At 62.6% G+C, this 24,641-nt stretch carries 23 protein-coding genes; 11 read left to right on the top strand and 12 right to left on the bottom strand.

Going from position 1 to position 24,641, the window contains the following annotated elements; all coding sequences use genetic code 11:
• Positions 1-40: 40 nt before the first annotated feature.
• The 4 genes from rarD to ACF8E5_RS07065 form a co-directional block, all read right to left on the bottom strand.
• On the bottom strand, positions 41-928 hold the full coding sequence (rarD, locus tag ACF8E5_RS07080; protein WP_078479243.1) for an EamA family transporter RarD: 888 nt from the start codon (positions 926-928) through the stop codon (positions 41-43).
• A gap of 62 nt (positions 929-990) precedes the next feature.
• Positions 991-1,965 (bottom strand): serine/threonine protein kinase, encoded by a 975-nt coding sequence (locus ACF8E5_RS07075; protein WP_078479242.1) that lies wholly within the window; start codon positions 1,963-1,965, stop codon positions 991-993.
• A gap of 95 nt (positions 1,966-2,060) precedes the next feature.
• Complete coding sequence (locus tag ACF8E5_RS07070) at positions 2,061-2,825, bottom strand: TOBE domain-containing protein (protein WP_392475069.1); 765 nt, start codon at positions 2,823-2,825, stop codon at positions 2,061-2,063.
• Positions 2,826-2,906: 81 nt separating this feature from the next.
• Complete coding sequence (locus tag ACF8E5_RS07065; RefSeq protein WP_196186069.1) at positions 2,907-3,641, bottom strand: ComF family protein; 735 nt, start codon at positions 3,639-3,641, stop codon at positions 2,907-2,909.
• A gap of 87 nt (positions 3,642-3,728) precedes the next feature.
• On the opposite strand from ACF8E5_RS07065, the gene bioB reads away from it, so the two are divergent.
• The 9 genes from bioB to ACF8E5_RS07020 all read left to right on the top strand — a co-directional run bounded on the left by bioB (position 3,729) and on the right by ACF8E5_RS07020 (position 14,059).
• Complete coding sequence (gene bioB / locus ACF8E5_RS07060; RefSeq protein ID WP_392475068.1) at positions 3,729-4,787, top strand: biotin synthase BioB; 1,059 nt, start codon at positions 3,729-3,731, stop codon at positions 4,785-4,787.
• A gap of 1 nt (position 4,788) precedes the next feature.
• Entirely contained in the window at positions 4,789-5,961 is a 1,173-nt protein-coding gene (bioF, locus tag ACF8E5_RS07055; RefSeq protein WP_392475066.1) for an 8-amino-7-oxononanoate synthase, read from the top strand.
• Positions 5,954-6,685, top strand: a complete 732-nt coding sequence (locus ACF8E5_RS07050; protein WP_196134814.1) for an alpha/beta fold hydrolase — start codon at positions 5,954-5,956, stop codon at positions 6,683-6,685. Before bioF ends, ACF8E5_RS07050 begins: the two co-directional genes overlap by 8 nt.
• Positions 6,678-7,496, top strand: a complete 819-nt coding sequence (gene bioC, locus ACF8E5_RS07045; protein WP_392475065.1) for a malonyl-ACP O-methyltransferase BioC — start codon at positions 6,678-6,680, stop codon at positions 7,494-7,496. The genes ACF8E5_RS07050 and bioC overlap by 8 nt, the downstream gene beginning before the upstream one ends.
• A gap of 9 nt (positions 7,497-7,505) precedes the next feature.
• Complete coding sequence (gene bioD, locus ACF8E5_RS07040; RefSeq protein WP_058639092.1) at positions 7,506-8,186, top strand: dethiobiotin synthase; 681 nt, start codon at positions 7,506-7,508, stop codon at positions 8,184-8,186.
• Positions 8,187-8,357: 171 nt separating this feature from the next.
• The gene (locus tag ACF8E5_RS07035; RefSeq protein ID WP_145253952.1) at positions 8,358-8,654 is read left to right on the top strand and encodes a pyrroloquinoline quinone biosynthesis protein PqqE; all 297 of its coding nucleotides are present in this window, start codon (positions 8,358-8,360) and stop codon (positions 8,652-8,654) included.
• A gap of 263 nt (positions 8,655-8,917) precedes the next feature.
• Entirely contained in the window at positions 8,918-10,723 is a 1,806-nt protein-coding gene (locus ACF8E5_RS07030) for a phenylacyl-CoA dehydrogenase (RefSeq protein ID WP_058639094.1), read from the top strand.
• A gap of 151 nt (positions 10,724-10,874) precedes the next feature.
• Complete coding sequence (locus tag ACF8E5_RS07025; RefSeq protein WP_392475064.1) at positions 10,875-12,158, top strand: diguanylate cyclase; 1,284 nt, start codon at positions 10,875-10,877, stop codon at positions 12,156-12,158.
• A 122-nt stretch (positions 12,159-12,280) separates the two neighbouring features.
• Entirely contained in the window at positions 12,281-14,059 is a 1,779-nt protein-coding gene (locus ACF8E5_RS07020; RefSeq protein WP_196121325.1) for an acyl-CoA dehydrogenase C-terminal domain-containing protein, read from the top strand.
• A 310-nt stretch (positions 14,060-14,369) separates the two neighbouring features.
• On the opposite strand, the gene ACF8E5_RS07015 is transcribed toward ACF8E5_RS07020, so the two are convergent.
• Entirely contained in the window at positions 14,370-15,293 is a 924-nt protein-coding gene (locus ACF8E5_RS07015) for a LysR family transcriptional regulator (protein WP_058603015.1), read from the bottom strand.
• Between the two features lie 203 nt (positions 15,294-15,496).
• Here ACF8E5_RS07015 and ACF8E5_RS07010 point away from each other — a divergent pair, with 203 nt between their 5' ends.
• Together ACF8E5_RS07010 and ACF8E5_RS07005 are read left to right on the top strand one after the other, a co-directional pair.
• The gene (locus tag ACF8E5_RS07010; RefSeq protein WP_392475063.1) at positions 15,497-16,741 is read left to right on the top strand and encodes an aspartate aminotransferase family protein; all 1,245 of its coding nucleotides are present in this window, start codon (positions 15,497-15,499) and stop codon (positions 16,739-16,741) included.
• Between the two features lie 143 nt (positions 16,742-16,884).
• Positions 16,885-17,043, top strand: a complete 159-nt coding sequence (locus tag ACF8E5_RS07005) for a YqaE/Pmp3 family membrane protein (protein WP_023532725.1) — start codon at positions 16,885-16,887, stop codon at positions 17,041-17,043.
• 37 nt (positions 17,044-17,080) lie between these two features.
• On the opposite strand, the gene ACF8E5_RS07000 is transcribed toward ACF8E5_RS07005, so the two are convergent.
• The 7 genes from ACF8E5_RS07000 to pqqF all read right to left on the bottom strand — a co-directional run bounded on the left by ACF8E5_RS07000 (position 17,081) and on the right by pqqF (position 24,595).
• Positions 17,081-18,907, bottom strand: a complete 1,827-nt coding sequence (locus ACF8E5_RS07000) for a S9 family peptidase (protein WP_392475062.1) — start codon at positions 18,905-18,907, stop codon at positions 17,081-17,083.
• Positions 18,873-20,033, bottom strand: coding sequence for a pyrroloquinoline quinone biosynthesis protein PqqE (gene pqqE / locus ACF8E5_RS06995; protein ID WP_392475061.1), 1,161 nt, complete (start codon positions 20,031-20,033; stop codon positions 18,873-18,875). Before pqqE ends, ACF8E5_RS07000 begins: the two co-directional genes overlap by 35 nt.
• Positions 20,005-20,280, bottom strand: coding sequence for a pyrroloquinoline quinone biosynthesis peptide chaperone PqqD (pqqD, locus tag ACF8E5_RS06990; RefSeq protein WP_058603019.1), 276 nt, complete (start codon positions 20,278-20,280; stop codon positions 20,005-20,007). The genes pqqE and pqqD overlap by 29 nt, the downstream gene beginning before the upstream one ends.
• Positions 20,277-21,032 carry a pyrroloquinoline-quinone synthase PqqC gene (gene pqqC, locus ACF8E5_RS06985; protein ID WP_023532576.1) on the bottom strand — a complete coding sequence of 252 codons (756 nt, stop codon included), beginning with the start codon at positions 21,030-21,032 and terminating at the stop codon, positions 20,277-20,279. Before pqqC ends, pqqD begins: the two co-directional genes overlap by 4 nt.
• 40 nt (positions 21,033-21,072) lie before the next feature.
• Entirely contained in the window at positions 21,073-21,984 is a 912-nt protein-coding gene (gene pqqB / locus ACF8E5_RS06980) for a pyrroloquinoline quinone biosynthesis protein PqqB (RefSeq protein WP_078479231.1), read from the bottom strand.
• A gap of 84 nt (positions 21,985-22,068) precedes the next feature.
• Entirely contained in the window at positions 22,069-22,140 is a 72-nt protein-coding gene (pqqA, locus tag ACF8E5_RS06975; protein ID WP_003243383.1) for a pyrroloquinoline quinone precursor peptide PqqA, read from the bottom strand.
• 127 nt (positions 22,141-22,267) lie between these two features.
• Positions 22,268-24,595 carry a pyrroloquinoline quinone biosynthesis protein PqqF gene (pqqF, locus tag ACF8E5_RS06970; protein WP_197844397.1) on the bottom strand — a complete coding sequence of 776 codons (2,328 nt, stop codon included), beginning with the start codon at positions 24,593-24,595 and terminating at the stop codon, positions 22,268-22,270.
• Positions 24,596-24,641 lie beyond the last annotated feature (46 nt).

The raw sequence follows: 24,641 nt of genomic DNA, 5'->3' as shown, positions 1-24,641 counted from the left end.
CTTGGAAATCAAGGTATACAGAGACATGATCGTTTTTTGATCAGCGGCTTTTACGCAAACTCCACCACGCATCGACGCTGTACAGCGCCAGCCCCGCCCAGATGAACATGAATGCCGTGAGCGTGCTTGGGGACAGATGCTCGTCGAACAGCCATATGGCCTGGAGCAAGACCAGCGTTGGTGCCAGGTACTGCAGAAAGCCCAGCGTGGTGTAAGGCAGGTGCCGTGCGGCAGCGTTGAAACACACCAGCGGCACCAGCGTCACAGGGCCTGCAGCCATGAGCCACAAGGCCTCGCTTGTGGTGTAGAACGTGCCTTGCGCGCTCATGGCGGCAGGGTGCAGCAGCAGCCAGCCAAGCGCCAGCGGTACCAGCATCCAGGTCTCGACCACCAGCCCAGGCAGGGCCGCCACGGGGGCTTGTTTGCGAATCAGCCCGTAAAACCCGAAGGTCAGCGCCAGTGCCAAGGATACCCAGGGCAAGCTGCCCACTTGCCAGACCTGTTGCATCACGCCGAGCGCGGCCAGGCCGACCGCCAGCCACTGCAGGCGGCGCAGTCGCTCGCCGAGGATGAGCATGCCGAGCAGGACGTTGATCAGCGGGTTGATGTAGTAGCCAAGGCTGGCCTCGAGCATGCGTCCATTGTTCACCGACCAGACATACGTCAGCCAATTAGCTGCGATCAATGTGCCGCTCAACGCCAGGATGGCCAGGCGCCGCGGGTTGTCGCGCAGGTCACGCCACCAGCCGGGGTGCTTCCAGAAGGCGAGCAGTACCGAGCCGAACAGTGCTGACCACAGCACACGGTGGACGATGATCTCCACGGCGGGCACGCTCTGGATGGCTTTGAAGTACAGGGGGAACAGGCCCCAGATGATGTAGGCGCTCAGGCCCAGGAGATACCCGCGACGCGGGTTTGCAGCGTGCATGCAGAGTCCTTGCTTAAGATGCTGATTAACGGCAGTTATTGTAGACAGAGCCGACGGTCGATCTAGAACAACTTGAGTGGGGCCTCATCGAGGGCGGCCATTTGCTCACGCAGCGCCAGAATCTGATCGCCCCAGTACCGCGGCTGACCAAACCAGGGGAAGCTGGGTGGGAATGCCGGGTCATCCCAGCGACGCGCCAGCCAGGCACTGTAGTGCAGTTGACGCAGGGCACGCAGCGGCTCGATCAACGCCAGCTCGCGCGGGTCGAAGTCGTGAAATTCGTTGTAGCCCTCAACCAATTCGGCCAGCTGGCCCTGACGCTCATCCCGATTGCCCGCCAGCAGCATCCACAGGTCCTGCACCGCAGGGCCCATGCGGCAGTCGTCCAGGTCAACTACATGGTAGATCTCGTCGCGGTGCATCAGGTTGCCCGGGTGCAGGTCACCGTGCAGGCGGATGGTCTGGTGCGGGGTGCGGGCATAGGCGGCTTCCACGCGTGCCAGCACATCGCGCGCAACCGATTCGAATGCGGGCAGCAATTCTCGGGGAACGAAATCGCCCTTGAGCAGTGTATCCAGCGAGTCATGCCCGAAGTTATCCACAGCCAGCGCCTCCCGGTGTTCGAACGGTCTGCTGGCAGCCACGGCATGCAGACGACCGATCAACTGGCCAAGGCGGTACAGCTGGTCGAGGTTGCCGGGTTCCGGGGCATGGCCACCACGTCGCGGAAACAGCGTAAAGCGAAAGCCACCGTGTTCGAACAGCGTGTTGCCTTGATGCTGCAGGGGCGCTACCACCGGCACTTCGCAGGCGGCCAGTTCGGCCGTGAAGCGGTGCTCCTCGACGATGGCTGCATCGCTCCAGCGTCCGGGCCGGTAGAACTTGGCGATCAAGGGCTGCTCGCCCTCGATACCCACCTGGTAAACGCGGTTTTCATAGCTGTTGAGCGCCAATACCCGCGCATCGCTGAGAAACCCCAGGGATTCCACGGCGTCGAGCACCAAGTCGGGGGTAAGTGTGGCGAACGGGTGGGACATGATGACTCCGGCGGTAGGCAGCGTGGTCCTCATGTTACCGCGTTGGCCAGCCAGGCGCCGCAGGGCACTCGGCCATTTGCCAGGGCCGCGACAGGTCAGGCCGGGATGCCAATCACCACATCAGCGGCAGAGAACTGCACACGCAGGGCGCTACCCACTGTCACCTGGTGCTCTGCCAGCCAGGCCGGTTCGGCGAAGGCGCACAGGATCTGACCATTGCCAAGCGCAAGGCGCACTTCGTGGGGGCCGTCGGTGCCCGTGAGAAGCGCGTCCACGGTCACCTGCAGGCAATTGTGCTGTTGATCCGCCTGGTCGCTGTGGCCCAGCAGGCGCACCCAGCCTGCCTTGAGCAAGGCCACCACCGTCGTGCCCAGGGTTAGCCCCAGGCGCTCGGTGCTGTCGTGGGTGATCAAGGCTTGGATCTGTAACCCCCCACTTAGTGCGAGGCCGACCCGGTCATGCCATCCCACGCGATGCAGGTCGCTGACCTGCCCTTGCAGCTGGTTTCGGGCGCTGGTGCGCAGCATCAGGCGACCGAGCAGGTCAAGGTCGCTCACATCATCGGTGGCTTCGAGTAACTGAGCCTGCAGGGCTTGCAGCCGCTGATACAGCCGCAGCACCCGTTCGCCTTCGGCAGACAGGCGTGCCCCCCCGCCACCGCGACCACCAGTGCTGCGCTCCACCAGGGGGCTGCTGGCCAGGTTGTTGAGTTCATCGATGGCATCCCAGGCAGCCTTGTAGCTCATGTCGGCAGCCTTGGCGGCGCGGGTAATGGAACCCTGCTCGGCAATATGCTGCAAGAGGGCCACGCGCTGTGGGCGGCAGGTAATGTGGTGGGTCAGTGGGACAGGTAGGGGCATGGGCATCCGACCGGTTCGGTGATGGGCCAGTGTACGGGGTGGGCGTAGCGTACCACTGCGTCGCCATCACTGGTCTGCAGGCTATGCATGGCCGGGCTTGGGTGTACGTGCCAGGCAATAGACGTCCACACGTGCGGCACCTGCCTTGCGCAGGACCTGTGCAATAGCCTGCGCCGTCGCACCGGTGGTCAGTACATCGTCGACGAGCGCGACATGTTGGCCGTGCAGGCCATCGCACACGGCGAACGCCTGGCGCAGGTTGCGCCATCGAGCCTTGGCGCTCAAATGCTGTTGGGCCGTGGTGTGGCGGGTGCGTACCAGCAGATGTTCGACACAGGGCACTGCCAATTGCCTGGACCACCAACGCGCCAGCATCGCGGCCTGGTTGAATCCCCGTTCGCGCAGCCGGCGCTGTGCCATGGGTACGGGAACCAGCACGTCGGGACGGGGCAGGTCTTCGGCGTAGTGATGGCTCAATGCATGACCGGCAATCTCAGCCATCAGGCGTCCCAGCGGCCACTGGCGGTTGTGCTTGAATCGACTGATCAGGGTGTCCACCGGAAAGGTGAAATGCCAGGGTGCAAGCACCCGTTCGAATGCTGGCGGCCTGCGGTTGCACTGCCCGCACTCCATGCCTGCCATGGCCAGAGGCAGGGCGCAGCGTATGCAGTGGTCATCATCCAGCCAGGGCAATTGTTGTTCACATGGCTCGCACAGTGCGTAAGGTTGCAACGCAGGTGCACTGCATAAACCACATGTTTGGTTAATTACTGACCATTTGTAAACCAGTCTTTTAAGCTTAAGTTGACAGTTCATGTGCCTTCCCTGACTATTTCGGCTATCCGTGAAGCGCGGGCGTTCTCCTTGCCCGGCGCCTGCTAGAGCCTAAACAAGGAAACGCCGATGAGCGCCAGCACAACTGCAACAACACGTCACGACTGGTCCCTGGCCGAGGTCAAGGCGCTGTTCCAACAGCCGTTCAACGACCTGATCTTCAACGCACAGGCCGTACACCGTGCGCATTTCGATGCCAACCGGGTGCAAGTCTCCACGTTGCTGTCAATCAAGACCGGTGCCTGCCCCGAAGACTGCAAGTACTGCCCGCAGTCCGGCCACTACAACACCGGCCTGGAAAAGCAGAAGCTGATGGAGGTGCATAAGGTGCTCGAGGAGGCCGCGCGCGCCAAGGCGATTGGTTCTACGCGCTTTTGCATGGGCGCTGCGTGGAAGCACCCTTCGGCCAAGGACATGCCCTATGTGCTGGAGATGGTCAAAGGTGTCAAAGCCATGGGCCTGGAAACCTGCATGACCCTCGGCAAGCTCGACCAGGAACAGACCCAGGCGCTGGCCCAGGCGGGCCTGGACTATTACAACCACAACCTCGATACCTCCCCCGAGTTCTACGGCAGCATCATCACCACTCGCACCTACGCCGAGCGCTTGCAGACCCTGGCCTATGTGCGCGATGCCGGCATGAAAATCTGCTCTGGCGGCATCCTCGGCATGGGCGAGACACTCGATGACCGCGCAGGCCTGCTGATCCAACTGGCCAACCTGCCCGAGCATCCGGAGTCCGTGCCGATCAACATGTTGGTCAAGGTGGCCGGTACGCCGCTGGCCGATGAGGCCGACGTCGATCCGTTCGACTTCATCCGCATGCTGGCGGTGGCCCGTATCCTCATGCCCAAGTCGCACGTGCGCCTTTCGGCAGGCCGTGAGCAGATGAACGAACAAATGCAGGCCTTGGCCTTCCTGGCCGGTGCCAACTCGATCTTCTACGGCGAAAAGTTGCTGACAACGGCCAACCCCCAGGCCGACAAGGACATGCAGCTGTTCGCACGCCTGGGGATCCAGCCTGAAGCCCGTGAAGAGCACGCCGACGAAGTGCACCAGGCTGCGATCGAGCAGGCGCTGGTCGAGCAGCGCAACGACGCGTTGTTCTACGACGCAGCGTCGGCCTGACATGGCCTTCGACCTGGCCGCGCGGCTGGCCGAACGGCGCGCGGCGGACCTTTACCGACAGCGCCCCTTGCTGGAAGGCCCACAAGGGCCAAGGCTGGTGGTCGATGGCCAGCCGCTGCTGGCCTTCTGCAGCAACGATTACCTGGGCCTGGCGAATCACCCCGACGTGGTCGCTGCCTGGCAGGCGGGTGCCGATCGCTGGGGTGTAGGTGGGGGGGCTTCGCACCTGGTCATAGGCCACACCACGGCACACCACCAACTTGAGGAAGCATTGGCCGAACTAACCGGGCGGCCGCGAGCGCTGCTGTTCTCCACCGGCTACATGGCCAACCTGGGGGTGATCACCGCTTTGGTGGGCAAGGGCGATACGGTGTTGCAGGACCGCCTGAACCATGCCTCGTTGCTCGACGGCGGCCTGCTTAGCGGCGCGCGCTTCAGCCGTTACCTGCACAATGATGTTGGCAGCCTGAGTGACCGTCTGGCCAAGGCTACAGGCAATGCGCTGGTCGTGACCGATGGCGTGTTCAGCATGGACGGTGATGTAGCCGATTTGCCGACGCTGGCCCAGGCGGCCCGTGCGCGCGACGCCTGGCTGATGGTGGACGATGCCCACGGCCTGGGCACCCTGGGTGCGGGCGGCGGTGGGGTCGTCGAGCACTATGGCCTTGGCGTGGACGATGTCCCGGTACTGGTCGGTACGCTGGGCAAGGCGTGCGGTACGGCGGGTGCGTTTGTGGCAGGCAGTGAAACGTTGATCGAGGCGCTGATCCAGTTCGCCCGGCCTTACATCTACACCACCAGCCAGCCGCCCGCTTTGGCCTGTGCCACCCTCAAGAGCCTTGAGCTGGTGCGGACACAGGCCTGGCGGCGCGAGCACCTGGCGGCACTGATACAACAATTTCGCAAGGGCGCAGAACAACTGGGCTTGCGCCTGATGGAGAGCCAGACGCCGATCCAGCCGATTGTCATCGGTGACAGCGCCCAAGCGCTTCGCCTGTCGCAGTTACTGCGCGAGCGCGGCCTGTTGGTGACGGCTATCCGGCCACCTACGGTGGCGGTCGGTAGTGCGCGATTGCGCGTTACCTTGAGCGCCGCCCACACGGCAGCCCAGGTGCAGCTATTGTTGAATGCATTGGCAGAGTGTTATCCACAGCTGGAGCGCGCCGATGCGTAACCGACTCGTACTGCTACCAGGCTGGGGCCTGGGAACCGCTTCCCTTGAGCCGCTTGCAGCCAGCCTGCGCGCCCAGGACCCTGGGCTTCAGGTGACGCTGATGCCCTTGCCGGAGCTGGATCACTGTGATGTGCAGGGGTGGGTCGACCACCTGGATCGCAAGGTACCCCACGATGTGTGGCTTGGGGGGTGGTCATTGGGCGGCATGCTGGCCAGTGCCCTGGCCGACAAGCGCGGCGACCACTGCTGCGGCTTGCTCACCCTGGCCAGCAACCCCAGTTTCGTGGCCCGTGCCGATTGGCCTCACGGGATGGCCGAAGACACTTTCGGAACGTTTCTTGATGGTTGTCGCAGCCATCCTTCGGTCACGCTCAAGCGCTTTCGCACCCTGTGCAGCGATGGGGCGATGCAACCGCGCACGTTGCTTCGGCAGCTGGGCGTAGGCGTTCCAGACACTGACCCGCTGTACCTGGCAACGGCGCTGCAGGTACTGGCCCAGCTGGATACCCGCGCAGCCCTGGAGGCATTCGCCGGCCCGCAGCTTCACCTTTTTGCCGGCGCAGATGCCTTGGTGCCAGCCGAAGCTGCGCAGGGGTTGAGCGAGCTGTTGCCCGACGTGGAAGTGGGCCTTGTGGAGGACAGCTCTCATGCGTTCGTGCTCGAGTATCCCCAAGAGCTGGCCAGCGGTATCAAAAGTTTTCTGCATGAGAGTGGCGATGACTGATCTATCCCAGCCAGGTTTGCCTGGCGCCTTGCCCGACAAACGCCAGGTGGCCGCGTCGTTTTCGCGTGCGGCCGCCAGCTATGACAGCGTGGCAGCCCTGCAGCGTGCGGTCGGCATGAACCTGTTGACGATGCTGCCATCTGACCTCGAACCGGCTCGCTGGCTGGACCTGGGCAGTGGCACGGGCCATTTCAGCCGGGCGCTTGCAGAGCGTTACGGGCCTGCAAGCGGTATCGCCGTGGACATCGCCGAAGGCATGCTGCGCCATGCTCGCGGTCGAGCCGATGGCGCCCAGTGCTACATCGTCGGCGATGCCGAGCGCCTGCCGCTGGGCGAGGGTTGCGTCGATCTCGTCTTTTCCAGCCTGGCCGTGCAGTGGTGCAACCATTTCGCCCAAGTGCTGGATGAAGCGTTGCGTATCTTGCGACCGGGCGGTGTCCTGGCCTTCAGCAGCCTGTGCGTGGGTACGCTGGATGAATTGCGCGGCAGTTGGCAGGCCGTGGATGGCCAAGTGCATGTCAACCGCTTCAGGCGCTTCGACGAATACCAACATTCATGTGCAGCCAGCACGCTCGAGACGCTGACCCTGCAACAGTTGCCGCATGTATTGCATTATGCGGACGTGCGCACATTGACCCATGAGCTCAAAGCACTGGGGGCACACAATCTCAACCCGGGTCGTCCCGCCGGGCTCACCGGACGCGCCCGTCTACAGGGTATGCTCCAGGCATACGAAGCCTATCGCCAGCCACAAGGGCTGCCTGCCACTTATCAAGTGGTCTACGGCGTGCTGCGCAAACCTGTGGCATAGGAGTACTTCATGAGTCAGGCGTATTTCATTGCCGGAACTGACACCGATGTCGGCAAGACCACCATTGCCGCCGGTCTTCTGCATGCAGCGAAGTTGCAGGGGTTGAGCACCCTGGGCGCCAAGCCGGTGGCATCGGGCTGCAACATGACAGCCAAGGGCTTGCGCAACAGCGACGCCTTGGCGCTCATCGACGAAAGCACCATCAAGCTCGCCTACGAGCAGGTCAACCCATTCGCCTTCGAGCCAGCCATCGCCCCCCATGTCGCCGCGCGGGAGGCCGGTGTGACGCTGGCGGTGGCGAAGTTGCTGGCAGACATGCACACGGTATTGGAGCAGCAGGCCGATTTCACCTTGATCGAGGGTGCCGGTGGCTGGCGGGTGCCGCTCTCGGGCCTTGAGAACCTGTCCGACCTGGCCGTTGCATTGAAGCTGCCGGTCATCCTGGTGGTAGGGGTAAGGCTGGGTTGCATCAGCCACGCGCTGCTCAGTGCCGAAGCCATCGAGCGTGACGGACTACAGCTCGCCGGATGGGTGGCGAACATCATCGAGCCAAGAACGTCGCGGCTCGAAGATAACCTGGCCAGCCTGGCTGAACGGCTGCCAGCGCCTTGTCTGGGCCGTGTGCCCAAGCTCAAGCAAGCCACGGCGGACAAGGTGGCCGAGCATTTGCAGCTGGACCTGCTGGCATAACCTGCGCGTACCTGCGCTGCGGATAGGGTCGAGCGTATGAAGGTTACCCGACGCTGGCATGGTCAAGGTCTATCAAGTGGCACCGAGCCATTAGCGATTTAAACGGGTTTTTTTGTGGCTGGCTTGCTTTAATGGGGCCTCACCGTCATCCAGTGTCGATGGAGTCCTGACATGGAAATCACCGGTAGCTCCGCCTTCTACGCCGGCCTAGGCGCCATTCACACTGGTCAGAATCGCGTCGACCAGGCCGCCAGCCAGATCGCCAACTCCACCGCCGAACGTTCCGCCACCAGTCAATCGAGTGATTTTCAGGCCGAGCGGCTGCGTGCCGTCGACAGAAGTCAGCAAATGGACATGGCCACCAGCACCGTGCAAATGGCCTTGGGCAGAACCGAAGTCGAGCTTGGCGCCAAAGTCGTCAAGGCATCCGACGAAATGCTGGGTCGTATCATCGACACCTATGCCTGACGGTCAATAGCGCGTTCTCGCCTGACACGCAACGCTCAGAAGCTTGCACTGCCTCGTTTTCTCTTCTTCGCTCGAAGCGTCCTCGTCCCTGCGGGGACGCGGGCATGTGTGCGGATGGCAGATTCGCCATTTTTCGTGGCGTAAATGGCATCTTGGGGCCTTCTTGACATCCGGCAGCGGTAAACGTAAGTTTCAAACAACTGTTTGATAGACCCTGCCGCGTGTGCCGGTCCCCCACAGAACTCACCTAGAGGTTCATCGCCATGCCTGACTACAAAGCCCCCCTGCGTGATATTCGCTTCGTGCGTGACGAATTGCTCGGCTACGAGGCGCACTATCAAAGCCTGCCAGGCTGTCAGGACGCCACGCCCGACATGGTGGACGCGATCCTCGAGGAAGGTGCGAAGTTCTGTGAGCAGGTACTGTCGCCGCTCAACCGCGTAGGCGATCAGGAAGGTTGCACCTGGAGCGAGTCGGGCGTGAAGACGCCGACCGGTTTCAAGGAAGCCTACCAGCAGTTCGTCGAAGGCGGCTGGCCAAGCCTGGCGCACGATGTGGAGCATGGTGGTCAGGGCCTGCCCGAGTCGCTGGGCCTGGCCCTGAGCGAAATGGTAGGCGGTGCCAACTGGTCCTGGGGCATGTACCCAGGCTTGTCCCACGGCGCGATGAACACGATCTCGGCCCACGGTACTGCCGAGCAGCAGCACACCTACCTGACCAAGCTGGTTTCGGGTGAGTGGACCGGCACCATGTGCCTGACCGAACCCCATTGCGGCACCGACCTGGGCATGCTGCGCACCAAGGCCGAACCCCAGGCCGACGGCAGCTACAAAGTCAGCGGTACCAAGATCTTCATTTCGGCCGGTGAGCACGACATGGCCGAGAACATCGTGCATATCGTGCTGGCACGCCTGCCCGATGCACCGGCTGGTACCAAAGGCATTTCCCTGTTCATCGTGCCGAAGTTCCTGCCTAACGCCGAAGGCGCAGCGGGTGAGCGCAACGGTGTGAGCTGCGGCTCCCTTGAGCACAAGATGGGCATCCATGGCAATGCCACTTGCGTGATGAACTTCGACGCAGCCACTGGTTACCTGATTGGCCCGGCCAACAAAGGCCTGAACTGCATGTTCACCTTCATGAACACGGCACGCCTGGGTACTGCGCTGCAAGGTCTGGCCCATGCCGAAGTGGCCTTCCAGGGGGGCTTGAAGTATGCCCGCGAGCGCCTGCAAATGCGTTCGCTGACCGGGCCCAAGGCGCCTGAGAAGGCCGCCGACCCGATCATCGTCCACCCGGATGTGCGTCGTATGCTCTTGACCATGAAGGCCTTTGCCGAAGGCACCCGTGCGATGGTGTACTTCACCGCCAAGCAGGTGGACATCGTCAAGTACAGCCAGGACGAGGAAGAGCGCAAGAAGGCCGATGCCTTGCTGGCGTTCCTGACCCCAATCGCCAAGGCCTTCATGACCGAAGTAGGCTTCGAGGCTGCCAACCATGGGGTTCAGGTCTACGGTGGGCACGGCTTCATCGCCGAGTGGGGCATGGAGCAGAACGTTCGTGACAGCCGTATTTCCATGCTGTACGAGGGCACCACAGGTATCCAGGCCCTGGACTTGCTGGGCCGCAAGGTGCTGATGACCCAAGGCGAGGCCCTGAAGGGCTTTACCAAGATCGTGCACAAGTTCTGCCAGTCGCAGGAAGGCAACGAAGCCGTCAACGAGTTCGTTCAGCCCCTGGCCGCGTTGAACAAGGAATGGGGTGAGCTGACCATGAAGGTAGGCATGGCCGCCATGAAGGACCGTGAGGAAGTTGGCGCGGCCTCGGTGGACTACCTCATGTACTCCGGCTACGCCTGCCTGGCTTACTTCTGGGCCGACATCGCCCGGTTGGCTGCCGAAAAGCTGGCAGCAGGTACCAGTGAAGCGGCGTTCTACACCGCCAAGCTGCAGACGGCACGCTTCTACTTCCAGCGCATCCTGCCGCGCACCCGCACGCATGTGGCTGCCATGCTGTCCGGTGCGGACAACCTGATGGCCATGGACGAAGAACACTTCGGCCTGGCTTACTGAGTTACCTCAGGTTGTACGCGAACCGTCTGCTCCGGCAGACGGTTTTTTATGTCTGGCGCAAGTCAATAGCAAAGGTGCTCAAGTGTACAGGTGAATGGCCGATCAACTAAGGGCACAATGCCACTATTGGTCTGCCAGGTTGGAATTGCCTTTGCTTCGCCTTGACGCTGTTCGCGCAAGCCATTTCGTACCCTCTCTCGTCTTGCTGGGGGCAGGCTTGGCTGCGGCTTACGTCAAGGACCTCAGCGTTTTCTTCACGTCGCTTTTCAATGTTTTGCCAACCCTCGTGCTGTTGATGGGCGGCGCCTATTGCGCGGTATACAGGCGCCAGCGGGAGCTGTTTCTAATGCTCACGGTGTACATCGCCTATTTCCTGCTCGATACCCAGACCGACTTCTACCGGGACAACGGCCGCGTTCGTGAAGACGCTGCCGTGATCTTCCACCTGGTGTGCCTGCTACTACCGGCGTTGTATGGCCTTTATGGCATCTGGCAGGAGCGCTTGCATCTGCTCCAGGACCTGGTCGCCCGGTGTGCGGTGCTGGTGGCCACGGCCGCGGTGGCGGCAGGCTTCGAGCAAAGCTTTCCCGAGGCGTTGCTGGCCAGCCTGGCGGAAATCCGCTGGCCGGTCCTGCACGGCCAGTGGATGAGCCTGATTCAGCTGGCTTACCCGGTGTTCATGGGCATGCTGGCGCTACTCGTCGTGCAGTACCTGCGTGCGCCCAGGCCCCTGCATGGCGCCTTGATCGTGGGCCTGATCGGTATTTTCTGGATGCTGCCCAAGACGTTCGTGTTGCCCTTCACGCTTAACATCATGTGCAGTCAGGTCATGCTGATGATTGCCACGGCAGTCGCCCATGAAGCGTACCAGATGGCATTTCGTGACGAGCTCACCGGGTTGCCGGGCCGTCGCGCGCTCAATGAGCGCCTGCAGCGACTAGGGCGCTCCTATGTGATTGCCATGGCCGACGTGGACCATTTCAAGCGCTTCAACGATACCCACGGGCATGATGTCGGCGACCAGGTATTGCGCCTCGTCGCCAGCCGGCTTGGCAAGGTCAAAGGGGGAGGCCGCGCCTATCGCTACGGCGGCGAAGAGTTCGCCGTGGTGTTCGCGGGCAAGACGGCCGAGCAGTGCGTGCCGCATCTGGAAGCGGTTCGAGAGGCGATCGCAGGCTATGGCATGCACTTGCGTGACCAAAGTGCGCGTCCGCTGGATGACATCACCGGGCGCCAGCGCCGCGCGGGCAGCAGTGGCGACACGGTTACGGTGACCATCAGCCTGGGTGTGGCCGAGCGGCAGGGCGACAACCGTAGCGTTGATGAGGTGCTCAAGGCTGCCGACCAGGCGCTTTACGCTGCCAAGGCCGCAGGGCGCAATTGTTTGATGGTTCACGGCCTGAGAAACCGTCGTGGAGCGGTGCGGGAAGCGTGACCATTGCTGACTCTACAGTCTGTTGATGACCCTATGTGTCGTAAAAGTTGTTCGGTTACACTGGTCCTACTACCCGTGCTGCGGTACTCATCGCCGCCCGTCCTGACCAGCGAGAGGTTGTCATGGCTGAATATAAAGCGCCCCTGCGCGACATGCGCTTCGTACTGAATGAAGTCTTCAACGTAGGCCAGCAGTGGGCGCAGCTGCCGGGCTTGGCCGAGTTGGTCGATGTCGAAACGGCCATGGCGGTGCTTGAAGAGGCGGGCAAGGTCACCGCACGCAGCATCGCACCGCTCAGCCGCGCTGCCGACGAGGAAGGCTGCCGCTGGGACAGTGGCGCGGTGCATACGCCCGCGGGGTTCATCGAAGCCTATGACACCTATGCTCAAGGTGGTTGGGTAGGCGTGGGTGGTGATCCAGCCTTCGGCGGCATGGGCATGCCCAAGGCGGTATCGGCCCAGGTCGAGGAGATGGTCAACGCAGCCAGCCTGTCGTTTGGCTTGTACCCCATGCTCACCGCAGGCGCCTGCCTGTCGATCAACGCGCACGCCGACGAGGCGCTCAAGCACACGTATTTGCCGAACATGTATTCAGGTGTGTGGGCAGGCTCCATGTGCCTGACCGAACCCCATGCGGGCACTGACCTTGGCATGATCCGAACCAAGGCCGAGCCTCAGGCTGACGGCAGCTACCGGGTGACCGGCACCAAGATCTTCATCACCGGTGGCGAGCACGACCTGACCGAGAACATCATCCATCTGGTTCTGGCCAAGCTACCGGGCGCACCGGCCGGCCCCAAGGGGATCTCCCTGTTTCTGGTCCCCAAATTCCTGGTCAACGACGACGGCAGCCTGGGTGCCCGCAACCCGGCGACCTGCGGGTCCATCGAGCACAAGATGGGTATCCAGGCCTCGGCCACCTGCGTGATGAATTTCGACGAGGCGGTCGGCTACATCGTTGGGGAGCCCAACAAGGGCCTGGCCGCGATGTTCACCATGATGAACTACGAGCGGCTTGGCGTTGGTATCCAGGGGCTCGCCTCGGCCGAGCGCTCTTATCAGAATGCTGTCGACTATGCCCGCGAGCGCCTGCAAAGTCGTGCGCCGACTGGGCCGCAAGCCAAGGAAAAGCCTGCTGACCCGATCATCGTGCACCCGGATGTGCGGCGCATGCTGCTGACCATGAAGGCGCTGACCGAGGGCGGGCGGGCGTTTTCCAGCTACGTGGCCATGCAGCTGGACAGCGCCAAATACGCGCAAGACAGTGCCGTACGCAAGCGCAGCGAAGAATTGGTCGCGCTGTTAACTCCTGTGGCCAAGGCATTTCTGACGGACCTGGGCCTTGAGTGCACCCTTCACGGCCAGCAAGTGTTCGGTGGGCACGGGTATATCCGCGAATGGGGGCAGGAGCAGCTGGTGCGCGATGTGCGCATTACCCAAATCTACGAAGGCACCAATGGTATCCAGGCGCTGGACTTGATGGGCCGCAAGGTGGTGGCCAGTGGTGGCGCGTACTACCAGTTGTTCTCCGACGAAGTGCGTCAGTTCATTGCCGGTGCCGGGGCTGACATGGCTGCGTTTACCGCTCCCCTAGGCGCCGCGCTCGACCAGCTGGACGGTGTGACCGACTGGGTGCTGCAACAAGCCAAGGGCAATCCGAACGAGATCGGGGCAGCGTCGGTTGAATACCTGCATGCCTTCGGCTATGTCGCCTATGCCTACATGTGGGCATTGATGGCCCAGGCTGCCCTGGCAGGCGAGGGTGATGAAGCGTTCTACCAAGGCAAGCTCGGCACGGCACGCTTCTATTTTGCTCGCTTGCTGCCGCGCGTCGACTCGCTCATCGCCTCGGTCAAGGCGGGTAGCGAAACGCTGTACCTGTTGGATGCGGAGCAGTTCTAGGACTGGCGCAGACGTTGAATACGGCCGTAGCTAAGGGCGCCCGCTTCAGGGTGGGCGCCACTACAAAGGGTGCAGATAGGAATGATTACCCTTTGTAAGCCTTTTCCTACAGCACGTGGTGACTTTTCACCACTGTTCTCAGATTGGATCCAGGGTTATCTTTATTCCATGGACGTTGCGCAGGAAGCGCATAGGACAGATCACGGAAGACGACGAAGGATTTCCTGCCAGGATGGTGGGGCGATACGGATGTCACAGGGAAACAGTCTGAAGAACCCCGCCTCGGCGGGGTTTTTCTTGTGCGTCACGTTCAGCCCAGTGCATCGAGTGGCGAAGCCGCCGGTCCACGCAAGTCAGTCTCTTCTTCGAGCAGGCCACGCAGAAGTTCTATTGAGGCCTGCTGACGCTGAGCGTCACGGAACACCAGGCCTACCTTCAAGGGCACCCTGGGTTCACTCAACGGCTTCCACAGCAGCCCTTGCTGCGCCTGTTCGGCTTCCTTGGCCCGCCCCGGCAGGATGGTCGCCAGTGAGGTGTGCGATAGGCTGTCGAGAATGCCTGCCATGTTATTCATTTCTGCCTGAACCTGCGGGCGACGACCTTGGCTGGCCAGCTGTGCCTGCCAGATCTGACGCATCTGGAATTCCTCGCCCAGCATCAGCATGGGCAGTTCCGCCGCCTGGCGGATCGACACCTTCTTGAAGTCCTTGAGCGGGTGGGTCGCTGGGATGACCAACTGCAATTCGTCCTCGTACAACAACACGCCATGCAGCCCAGGTTGGCGCGCGGGCAGGTAGCTGATGCCGATGTCCAGCGTGCCGCTGATCAGGCGCTTCTCGATTTCCAACCCCGACAACTCATAGATCTGCACTACCAGATGCGGCTGGGCCTTGCGCAGTCGTTCCAGAAGCTGCGGTACCAGGCTCGGCCGAACCGTTTGCAAGACGCCGATCGCCAGGGTTCGCAGTGCCTGCCCCTTGAAGTTTCGCATCGCCTCGTGGGCCCTTTGCAAGCCATCGAGCAAGGGCAGGGCATGGTTGTACAAGGTGTGCGCCGCCAGTGTAGGCAGCAGGCGCTTGTTACTGCGCTCGAACAGGCTTAGGTCCAGGCCATGCTCGAGCTGGCGAATCTGCTGAGACAGGGCCGGCTGAGACAATGACAGGCGCTCGGCGGCACGCCCGACATGGCCTTCTTCATAGACCGCGACGAAATAACGCAGTTGGCGAAAATCCATAAGTTCTACTTATTGAAAATACTGCTAAATCGAAATGTCGGAATCAGCATCCGGCGCCTAGTCTATCGCGGTATAACAACGGGTTACAGGCTTTACGAGGACCTTATCCTTACCGCGGTCTGACTCCCTATCCATAGGCACGGCATTTCAGTTATACCAAGGCCGTTCCAGCCCTGCCCATCATCCAAGCGTGCATAACTTCGATGAACCTGTTCAACCTTCGCCGTCCAGCGCGTGCTGTCGGGATTGAAACGTTGCCTGAGCCAGCACGCGCTCGGCCTCGTATTGATGCCAAGGCTCCTGACTCACCTGTTTTCATCAGAGGGCAAGGCGCGTGGCTTTGGGACGACCAAGGCCAAGCCTGTCTGGACTTCAACCAAGGCGACGGGGTCAACACGCTGGGGCACAGCCCCGAGTCGATCGTCAAGGCGGTGGCGAACCAGGCTCAGGCCTTGATCAATCCCGGTGTAGGGCGCTCGCACGAGGGCGTTCTGGCATTGAGCGACCAGCTCTGCCAAGCGACCGGGAGTGAACGTGCCCTGCTTTTCGACAGCGCGGCACAGGCACATGAAGCCGCTATTCGCCTGGCTCGCCACTGGGGTGAACGCCACCGCCACGGCGCGGGCCATATCATCGTTGCCCGCCAGGGCGGGGAAGACGTATACGGTGCGCCTGTGGCCAGCAGTGCAAGCCATAGCAAAACGGAACACGCCCATCTGAGCCATGTGCCGTTCAATGACCTGGCTGCACTGCACGCCGCAGTTGAGTCGCGCACGGTAGCCATCGTGTTGGAACCATTGCAAAGCCAGGGTGCGATCGTTCTTGCAACCGCCGAATACCTCAAGGGCGCAGAGGCCCTTTGCCGCGAGCTGGGCATTCTGCTGATTCTTGATGAAGCGCGCACAGGCATGGGCCGCTGCGGTGCATTGCTGGCCGAAACCCTGTACGGCGTGCAAGCCGACATCTTGGTGCTGGGTGCCGGCCTTGGTGGGGGTGTGCCACTTGCCGCTGTGCTGGTGCGCAACAGCGCTTGCTGCGCGCCGTTGGCAGGGCTGCCGGGTGCCCGGTACAGCAATGCGGTGACGGCCGCAGCAGGCCTGGCAGTCCTGAAGACGGTGCTGGATGCAGGCTTCCTTGAGCACGTGCAGGACACTGGCCGTCATCTACGTGAGGGACTTAGCCGCCTGGCGGGCCGCTTTGGCCAGGGCCAGATCTGCGGGAATGGGCTGTTGTGGACGTTGCAGCTCAACGAACCCCTGGCACGGGCGCTGGAGCGTGCGGCATTGCAAGAGTGCCTGCTGGTCGGTGCGCCCCAGGCCGATGTGCTGCGGTTCTCGCCGGCGCTAACGGTGACCCGCGGCAATGTCGACGAAATGCTGTTGAGGCTTTCGCGCGCGTTCGCGCGACTGCACGCTGTCCAGGCCTCGGGACGAAAGATGCCCGCCTAGGCCACCCACGTAAAACCGAACCGTCTGGCGTTTCTGCGCACCGCCCCGGGCCTGTCACATTCGGCCCTGGGCGTTTTTTTTGGCTGTGGAACCTCTGCAAGCGGCGGCGAGTCTGTGATGTAACCCCTTACGGAGAGACTCGCATGGACATTATCCGGATTATCATCGCAATCATTCTGCCGCCCTTGGGCGTGTTTCTGCAGGTGGGGTTTGGTGGAGCCTTCTGGCTGAACATTCTGCTGACCTTGCTGGGCTATATCCCAGGCATCGTGCACGCGGTGTACATCATCGCCAGGCGCTGAATTCGGTGCGGCTCACGGATAGCCGTGAGCCGCCGGCTTAATGCTGCTCAAGCACCTTGCAGTAGAATCGCCATTCCTGATCGAGCGCATGCTCCAGGTTACGGGCCTTGCGAAACCCGTGCCGTTCGCCCTCGTAGAAATGTGCCTGGGCTTCGATGCCATTGGCATTGAGCGCTGCGAGCATGGCGCGGGTCTGCTCTGGCACCACGACCGCATCCAGTTCCCCTTGAAAGAACACCACCGGCACCTTGATTCGCTCGGCGTGCAGCAGCGGCGTGCGCTGCCGGTAGCGCTCGGCATCCTGGACCGGATCACCGATCAGCCAGTCCAGGTAGTCACCCTCGAACTTGTGCGTGGCACGCGCCAGTGCCACCGGGTCGCTGACGCCATACAGGCTCGCGCCTGCCCGGAATACGTCCGTGAACGCCAGTGCGCAAAGAGCGGTGTAGCCGCCGGCGCTGCCGCCCCGGATGAACACCTGGGTCCTGTCGATCAGGCCATCGGCAGCCAGACGCTCGACGGCTGAGCAGGCATCTTCTACATCGCTTTGGCCCCAACGCAGGTGCAGGGCATGGCGGTACTCACGGCCATAGCCACTACTGCCGCGGTAGTTGAGGTCGGCAACGGCGAAGCCTCGGTGGGTCCAGAACTGGATTCTCGGGTCGAGCACGGGATAGCAGGCCGAGGTCGGGCCGCCGTGAACGAAGACGATCAGCGGCGATGGCGTGATACTGCCGGCAGCCGGATAGAAAAAGCCATGGGCCAGCGCCTCTCCAGCCCCGCAATGAAATGACTGGGGCAAGCTGATCCGATGCGCCGGTAATACCTCGGCGCCACCGGCCAGTACGTTCACTTCATGGGTGTCACGGGCAATCGCAATGACCGCCGCAGGGCTGATAGGCGAGGCGGCGATGGCATACACGCAGGTGGCGTCCATGGCCAGGTGGCGAAAGCGGGTGTAGGCGCTGGCGAACCGCTCGCTGCGACCATCGGGCGTGCGCAGGCCCAGTTGCCCGAAACCTGCTTCGAACCAAGTGGCCAGGTAATGCTGTGGTCCGAGTGCCAGCCAGGTACTGGCGCCCAGTTGCCACGGTGCTGCGGCATGGTCGGCAGGCTCGCTTGCCAGCGCTTGCCAGCTGCCATCAAGCTCACCCCACGGCTGCCAGAAACCATTGCAATCGGACAGGCAGTACAGGCGGTTAGCCGTATCGAAGCGAGGTTGCTGCAGCGATTCATCGCCCGCTGCTACCGTTTGCGCTGCCCCCCATTGGCCGCTGGCCTCGCGACGGCAGGTCATCAGCCGCGTTACCGTCCACGGCTGCGCCGGGCGGTCCCATTCGATCCAGGCCAGGCGCTGCCCGTCCGGGCTGACTGTGGGCGAGGCGTAGAAATCGGCGCCTTCGCCCAGCACCTGACGCGTCCCCTCGGCCAAAGCCACCAGGCGGTGCTCCACGGTTTCGCCATGGCGCTCCTCCACAGCCAGAGCCTGCCCGTCATGCCATTGCACATCGCCATAGCGGCAGGCGGGGTCCTGGGTAAGGGGGCGCGGCGGCGTGTTGTCCAAGGGCTGGGTGTAAACCTGCTGGTCCTTCTCGTTGACGAACACGAGGCCGTCCCCGCCCAGGCAGAAACTGCCCCCACCATATTCGTAGACACGGCTGCGTACACTGAAGCCGTCCGGGGTCAGGCAACGTGCCTGGTGATGATGCCAGTGCCAGATGCGGCAAGCGTCGTCGGCCGGCCGAAATTCAACCCAGAACAGGCCGGCATCACCGACCTTGAGTTCGGCGAAATCGGTGCCGGCGGCGACGGCCTGGGCGGCGGTGAACTCAGCCTCGGGCGATGACACGGGAGTTTCGTTCATTTCGGAAAGTCATCTGATCTATGGCGAGGTCGGCGCCTTGCGCCTGCTCGCGGGCCTTGAGGATCAAGCCGTGGTCGGGCGACTTGGCACATACCGGGTCGGCATTGCTGGCATCACCGGTGAGCATGAAGGCCTGGCATCGGCAGCCACCAAAGTCCTTCTCCTTTTCATCGCAGGAGCGGCAGGGTTCCGGCATCCACTGGTAGCCACGGAAGCGGTTGAAGCCGAACGACTCATACCAGATGTGTCGCAGGTCATGCTCACGCACGTTGGGGAACTGCACCGGCAACTGACGGGCCCCATGGCATGGCAGGGCGGTGCCGTCGGGGGTGATGGTCAGGAACAGATTGCCCCAGCCGTTCATACAGGCCTTGGGCCGCTCTTCGTAGTAGTCCGGCGTGACGAAGATCAGCTTGCACGGGTTGCCTTCGGTCTTGAGCTTGTCGCGATACTCGTTGGTAATCCGCTCGGCCCGCTCCAGCTGATCACGGGTGGGCAACAGCCCAACCCGGTTAAGGTGCGCCCAACCGTAGAACTGGCACGTGGCCAGTTCGACGAAATCCGCTTCCAGGGCGATGCACAACTCGATGATGCGGTCGATCTTGTCGATGTTGTGCCGGTGGGTGACGAAGTTGAGCACCATGGGGTAACCATGGGCCTTCACGGCGCGGGCCATTTCCAACTTCTGTGCGAACGCCTTTCGGGAACCGGCCAGCAGGTTGTTCACCTGCTCGTCGCTGGCCTGGAAGCTGATCTGGATATGGTCCAGGCCGGCCTGCTTGAAGGCGGCGATGCGCGCCTCGGTCAAGCCGATACCCGAGGTAATCAGGTTGGTGTAGTACCCCAGCCGGCGGGCCTCGGCGATCAGCTCGGCGAGGTCCTGGCGAACCAGCGGCTCGCCCCCGGAAAACCCAATCTGCGCGGCGCCCATCTCGCGGGCCTGGGCCATGACCTTGAACCACTGCGCAGTGCTCAACTCCTGGCCCTGGGCTGCGAAATCCAGGGGGTTGGAGCAATAGGGGCACTGCAGCGGGCAGCGGTAGGTCAACTCGGCCAGCAGCCACAGCGGCAGGCCGACCTCGGGCGTGGGCGGTAGCTCAGGCAAGCTCGATCCAGTGTTCGGCACGGGCCACCTCCATGAACTGCTCGATATCGTCGGCCACTTCCGGCACATCGGGGAATTGCTGCTGGAGTGCGTCGATGATGGCTGCCACATCGCGCTGGCCGTCGATCAACCCACCGATCAGGCTGGCGCTTTCGTTGAGCTTGATCATGCCTTCAGGGTAGAGCAGTACATGGCCTTTCTGGGCAGGCTCGTACTGGAAGCGGTAACCCTGGCGCCACCTGGGCACTTGCTGACGATCGAATTTCATAGAGTGATTCCTTTATGCCACACCCGCTCCTGGGTGACGGAGTGATAGGGCGGCCGGTTCAGCTCATAGGCCATGCTCATGGCATCGAGCATGCTCCACAGGATGTCCAGCTTGAACTGGAGGATTTCCAGCATACGCTGCTGCCCAGCCCAGGTGGTGTAGTGCTGCAAGGTAATGGCCAGGCCATGCTCAACATCGCGGCGAGCCTGGCCAAGGCGCGTGCGGAAATACGCGTAGCCTGCCGGGTCGATCCAGGGGTAGTGCTGCGGCCAGCTGTCCAGGCGTGATTGGTGGATCTGCGGGGCGAAGAGTTCGGTCAGCGAGCTGCTGGCCGCTTCCTGCCAACTGGCGCGACGGGCAAAATTCACGTAGGCATCCACGGCAAAGCGCACCCCCGGCAATACCAATTCCTGTGAGCGCAACTGCTCAGGGTCAAGGCCAACCGCCTGGCCCAGGCGCAGCCAGGCTTCGATGCCGCCGTCTTCACCAGGTGCGCCATCATGGTCGAGCAAGCGCTGTATCCACTCCCGGCGTACCTCGCGATCCGGGCAATTGGCCAGGATGGCGGCGTCCTTCATCGGGATGTTGACCTGGTAATAGAAGCGGTTGGCTACCCAACCCTGGATCTGTTCGCGGGTAGCACGGCCTTCATACATGGCTACGTGGTAGGGATGGTGAATGTGGTAGTAGGCGCCCTTGGCGCGCAGGGCCTGCTCGAACTCGGCAGGGGACATTGGCAGTGCATCGCTCATTCGGCTGGCTCCTGGAAGGCTGGGGTGGCAGGCAGGCCCGTTACAACTCGATGCTCATGCCGTCGAAGGCTACTTCCACACCGCGGCGCAGCACTTCGGCGCGCTCGGGTGAGTCTTCGTCGAGAATCGGGTTGGTGTTGTTGATGTGGATGAGCACTTTGCGCTGGCGCGCAAAGCCGTCGAGTACTTCGAGCATGCCGCCGGCGCCGTTCTGGGCCAGGTGCCCCATTTCACGGCCGGTACGCGTGCCCACCCCGCGGCGCTGCATCTCGTCGTCCTCCCACAAGGTGCCATCGACCAGCAGACAATCGGCGCCTTGCATCATCTCCAGCAACTGCTCGTCCACCTGGCCAAGGCCCGGGGCATAGAACAGCTTGCCACCGGTGCGGGTGTCCTCCACCAGCAGGCCAAGGTTGTCGCCTGGGTGCGGGTCGAAGCGGTGTGGGGAATAGGGCGGTGCCGCACTGCGCAGCGGGAAAGGGGTGAACCGCAGGTTAGGGCAGGCCTGGATGACGAAACTGCCTTCAAGCTCGATTCGGTTCCATTGCAGGCCGCCGTTCCAGTGGCTGAGCATGGTGAACAGCGGAAAGCCGGTGGTCAGGTCCTGGTGGACCATGTCCGTGCACCAGACCGGGTGCGGGCAACCTTCGCGCAGGCTGAGCAGGCCAGTGGTGTGATCGATCTGGCTGTCTAGCAGGATGATGGCGTCTATGCCGGTATCGCGCAGACCTCGGGCAGGCTGCATGGGCGCGAAGGCCTGGAGCTGTGCACGAATGTCTGGCGAAGCGTTGCACAACACCCAATGCACACCGTCGTCTGACAGGGCGATGGATGACTGGGTGCGGGCAGTGGCCCGCAGGGTACCGTCCCTGAAGCCCTTGCAGTTGTCGCAGTTGCAGTTCCACTGCGGAAACCCGCCACCGGCGGCCGAGCCGAGAACCTGGATATACATGGGTGCTCTCTATGCTGTGCGGAAAGTCATGTCCAAAAAACGAAAACGCCCCGGCAGGCCGAGGCGTCGTACCCTAAGCCGTGCTTAGCGGTTGGCGAAGTACATGGTGACTTCGAAGCCGATACGCAGGTCAGTGTATGCAGGTTTGGTCCACATGGGATTACTCCTTCCGAATGGGTTTGAGGAACGCTTGACTACTACTTGGGTACCGCCATAGGCAGGAGGTTCCCTGAATCAGGGTTGCGCTATCTTACAAGAAAACCGTTCATCCGAAGACTGTGTATCAGGAAAGTAGCGTTGCACCAGGTGCAACAATCTCGCGCTGCTGCGCCTGAAAGTCAGGTGGCGCGGCAGCGTTGGCCAGACAGGTCCAGGGCGCCTGCCCATCGAGCAATGCATCCTGTAGCCTTTCCAGATCATGCTGCCGCACGTTGAGGATAGCCTTGCGTACGTCATCTAGCGTCCGGGGTTGTGTAGCCAGGTGTGTCTGCCAGGCCCACTCCACAACCTCGACATTGCTCATGACCACTTCATCGAACTGATCGGCCAGCAGTTGCTGCGAGGGAACGTCCAGCGTGACGCGCTCGCGCAATAGCGTGACCACCTGTTCCAGAATCATGTCCGGGCTGGCGTGAGGCGATTGAACGCCGAGCATCAGCCCGTGCACCCCCTCTACTTGGCGCAAGGCGCTGAACACCGCATAGCCCAGTTGCAGCTCGACCCGCAGACGTTGATAGACAGGGCCTTGCAGCAGGTGAGCCAGCAGCCTGCCCGCTGCCTCCATGCCCGCTGGCAAAGGGCAGAACACCAGCAAGGCATGTTCGCTGCCGTACCCGCCCACCGTGTACCAACGACGGGTGAGCGGCGGAACGGGAACAGGCGCGCCGCTATGGCCGGGCAGGCCTTGCAGGACGGCTGACAGTGCCTGCTGTGCATCTGCATCGAAACCGACGGCCAGCCCGTGCCAGGTGGCCTGCTGCCAGAGCCTGTCGAGTTGGGGCTGGCTCTGTCGTGACCCGGCCACCGCTTGCACGTCCAGGCCTGCCACGGCGTTTGGCAACTGTTCCAGCAATGCCCTGATGGGCATGGGTTGACTGGGTGGCCCAGCATGGTCAGCCCAACAGTCGGCCGGCGGGGCCTTCAACAAGGGCAGGGCAATCCCGATGGCGGTGACCACGGCCGAGGCTACGCCTGCACAGCGCAGCTCCCATCCCTGGCCCGCTCCGCTGAACTGTAGCTGTACCGAGGCGCGCTCACAGCGCGCTTTGAGTGGGGCAAGGGCTTGGTCCAGAACAGCATGCAGTGATTCCTTCAAAGCAAGGGGCACCTGCCAGCGTACAAGCAGGGCGGCGTGCTGACGCGCGGTGGGCAAGGCGTCGCTGATACTCAGCCCGCCGGGTAACGAACACTCACCGGTTTCAGGCAACCGCGTGTGCAGCAATGGCTCGCTCGAAGGGAACTGCCAACGGCCCAGGTCCGAACGCGGCAAGCTTGCCAGAAGCGCAGTAAAGGCGTGCTGCCCCTGTGTATCAAGCGCGGTGAAGGGAAGCCCTGCGCTGTCCCTGCGTGCCAGCTCCATGGCGCTGGCGCTGTGCTCACGGCGCTTTTGCAGACGCCCGAATTCTCGATTGAGCTGCGCAAAATCCGCGTTCTGCATGTATCCGAACCAGCCGTGCAGCAGGGCCATGGCCTGCCCAGTTGGCATACCGGCGCCCAGCGTCAGGTCAATGTGCCAGAGCAGCTGCCCGGCAAAGGCGTAGAGCGTTTCCACCTTGATGGCCTGCAACCCGCAGTGCTGGCGCGCGGCCGCGAGCCACATGCCGGGGCGACTGTCGTTCAGACAACTGATCAGCAGCGCCAGGGCCTGCTCAGCGCCAGCCGGCATCTGCTCATGGGCGAACAGTTGCCGGTTGCAGCTTGTGCCCAATGGGGGTGGAGGGCGCTGTAACACGCGCGTGCCGCTGGCGAACAGTCGAGCGGATTGCACCGCCAACTGTTCCAGCTCATCCAGGGACTGAGGGCCGCTCACCGCCAGCACCATCTGACCACCCTGGTAATAGCCTCGGTGAAACTCGCTCAACGCTCGCTGGAAGGCGGGGTCTTGCAGCGGCAAGGTATAACGGTTACCGGCCTGGAAGGCCCGCAACGGATGCCCCGGCGCCACGGCTTGCAGCAAGGCATGATGCGCCTGGGCCTGGCGGCTACGCGACCAGGCGATGAATTCGGCGTGGATCACTTCGCGCTCGTCGCGTTGGCGGGCGATGGCCAGGTCCGGCTCGGCCAGCATCTGGCACAGCCGCATCAAACCGCCCGCCAAGGCTGTGGGCGGGGTTTCGAAGAAGAAGTCCGTCGTCCGCTCGCGGGTACTGGCATTGACCTGGCCGCCGAGCGCCTGCACGTAGCGCATCAGGCCATCTTCCAGGGGATGGCGCGTTGTACCCAGAAAAAACAGGTGCTCGAGAAAATGCGCCAGCCCAGGCCATTTGGCAGGGGCATCATGGCTGCCCGCGTGCACCCTGAGCGCCGCCGCCGCGCGCTTGAGACGAGGGGCGTGGCGCAGGCTGAGCTGCAGGCCGTTGGCAAGGGTGAGCTGGCGGATGGTGTCAGGCATGGGGGCTCCGTGTGGTCCGACCATGCTAGCTTGCAAGCGGTGCGCT

Origin of the sequence: Pseudomonas sp. WSY_20 (genome assembly GCF_043104335.1) — a bacterium.
Lineage (GTDB): Bacteria > Pseudomonadota > Gammaproteobacteria > Pseudomonadales > Pseudomonadaceae > Aquipseudomonas > Aquipseudomonas parafulva_B.
This window is presented reverse-complemented; position numbering and strand designations above follow the sequence as displayed.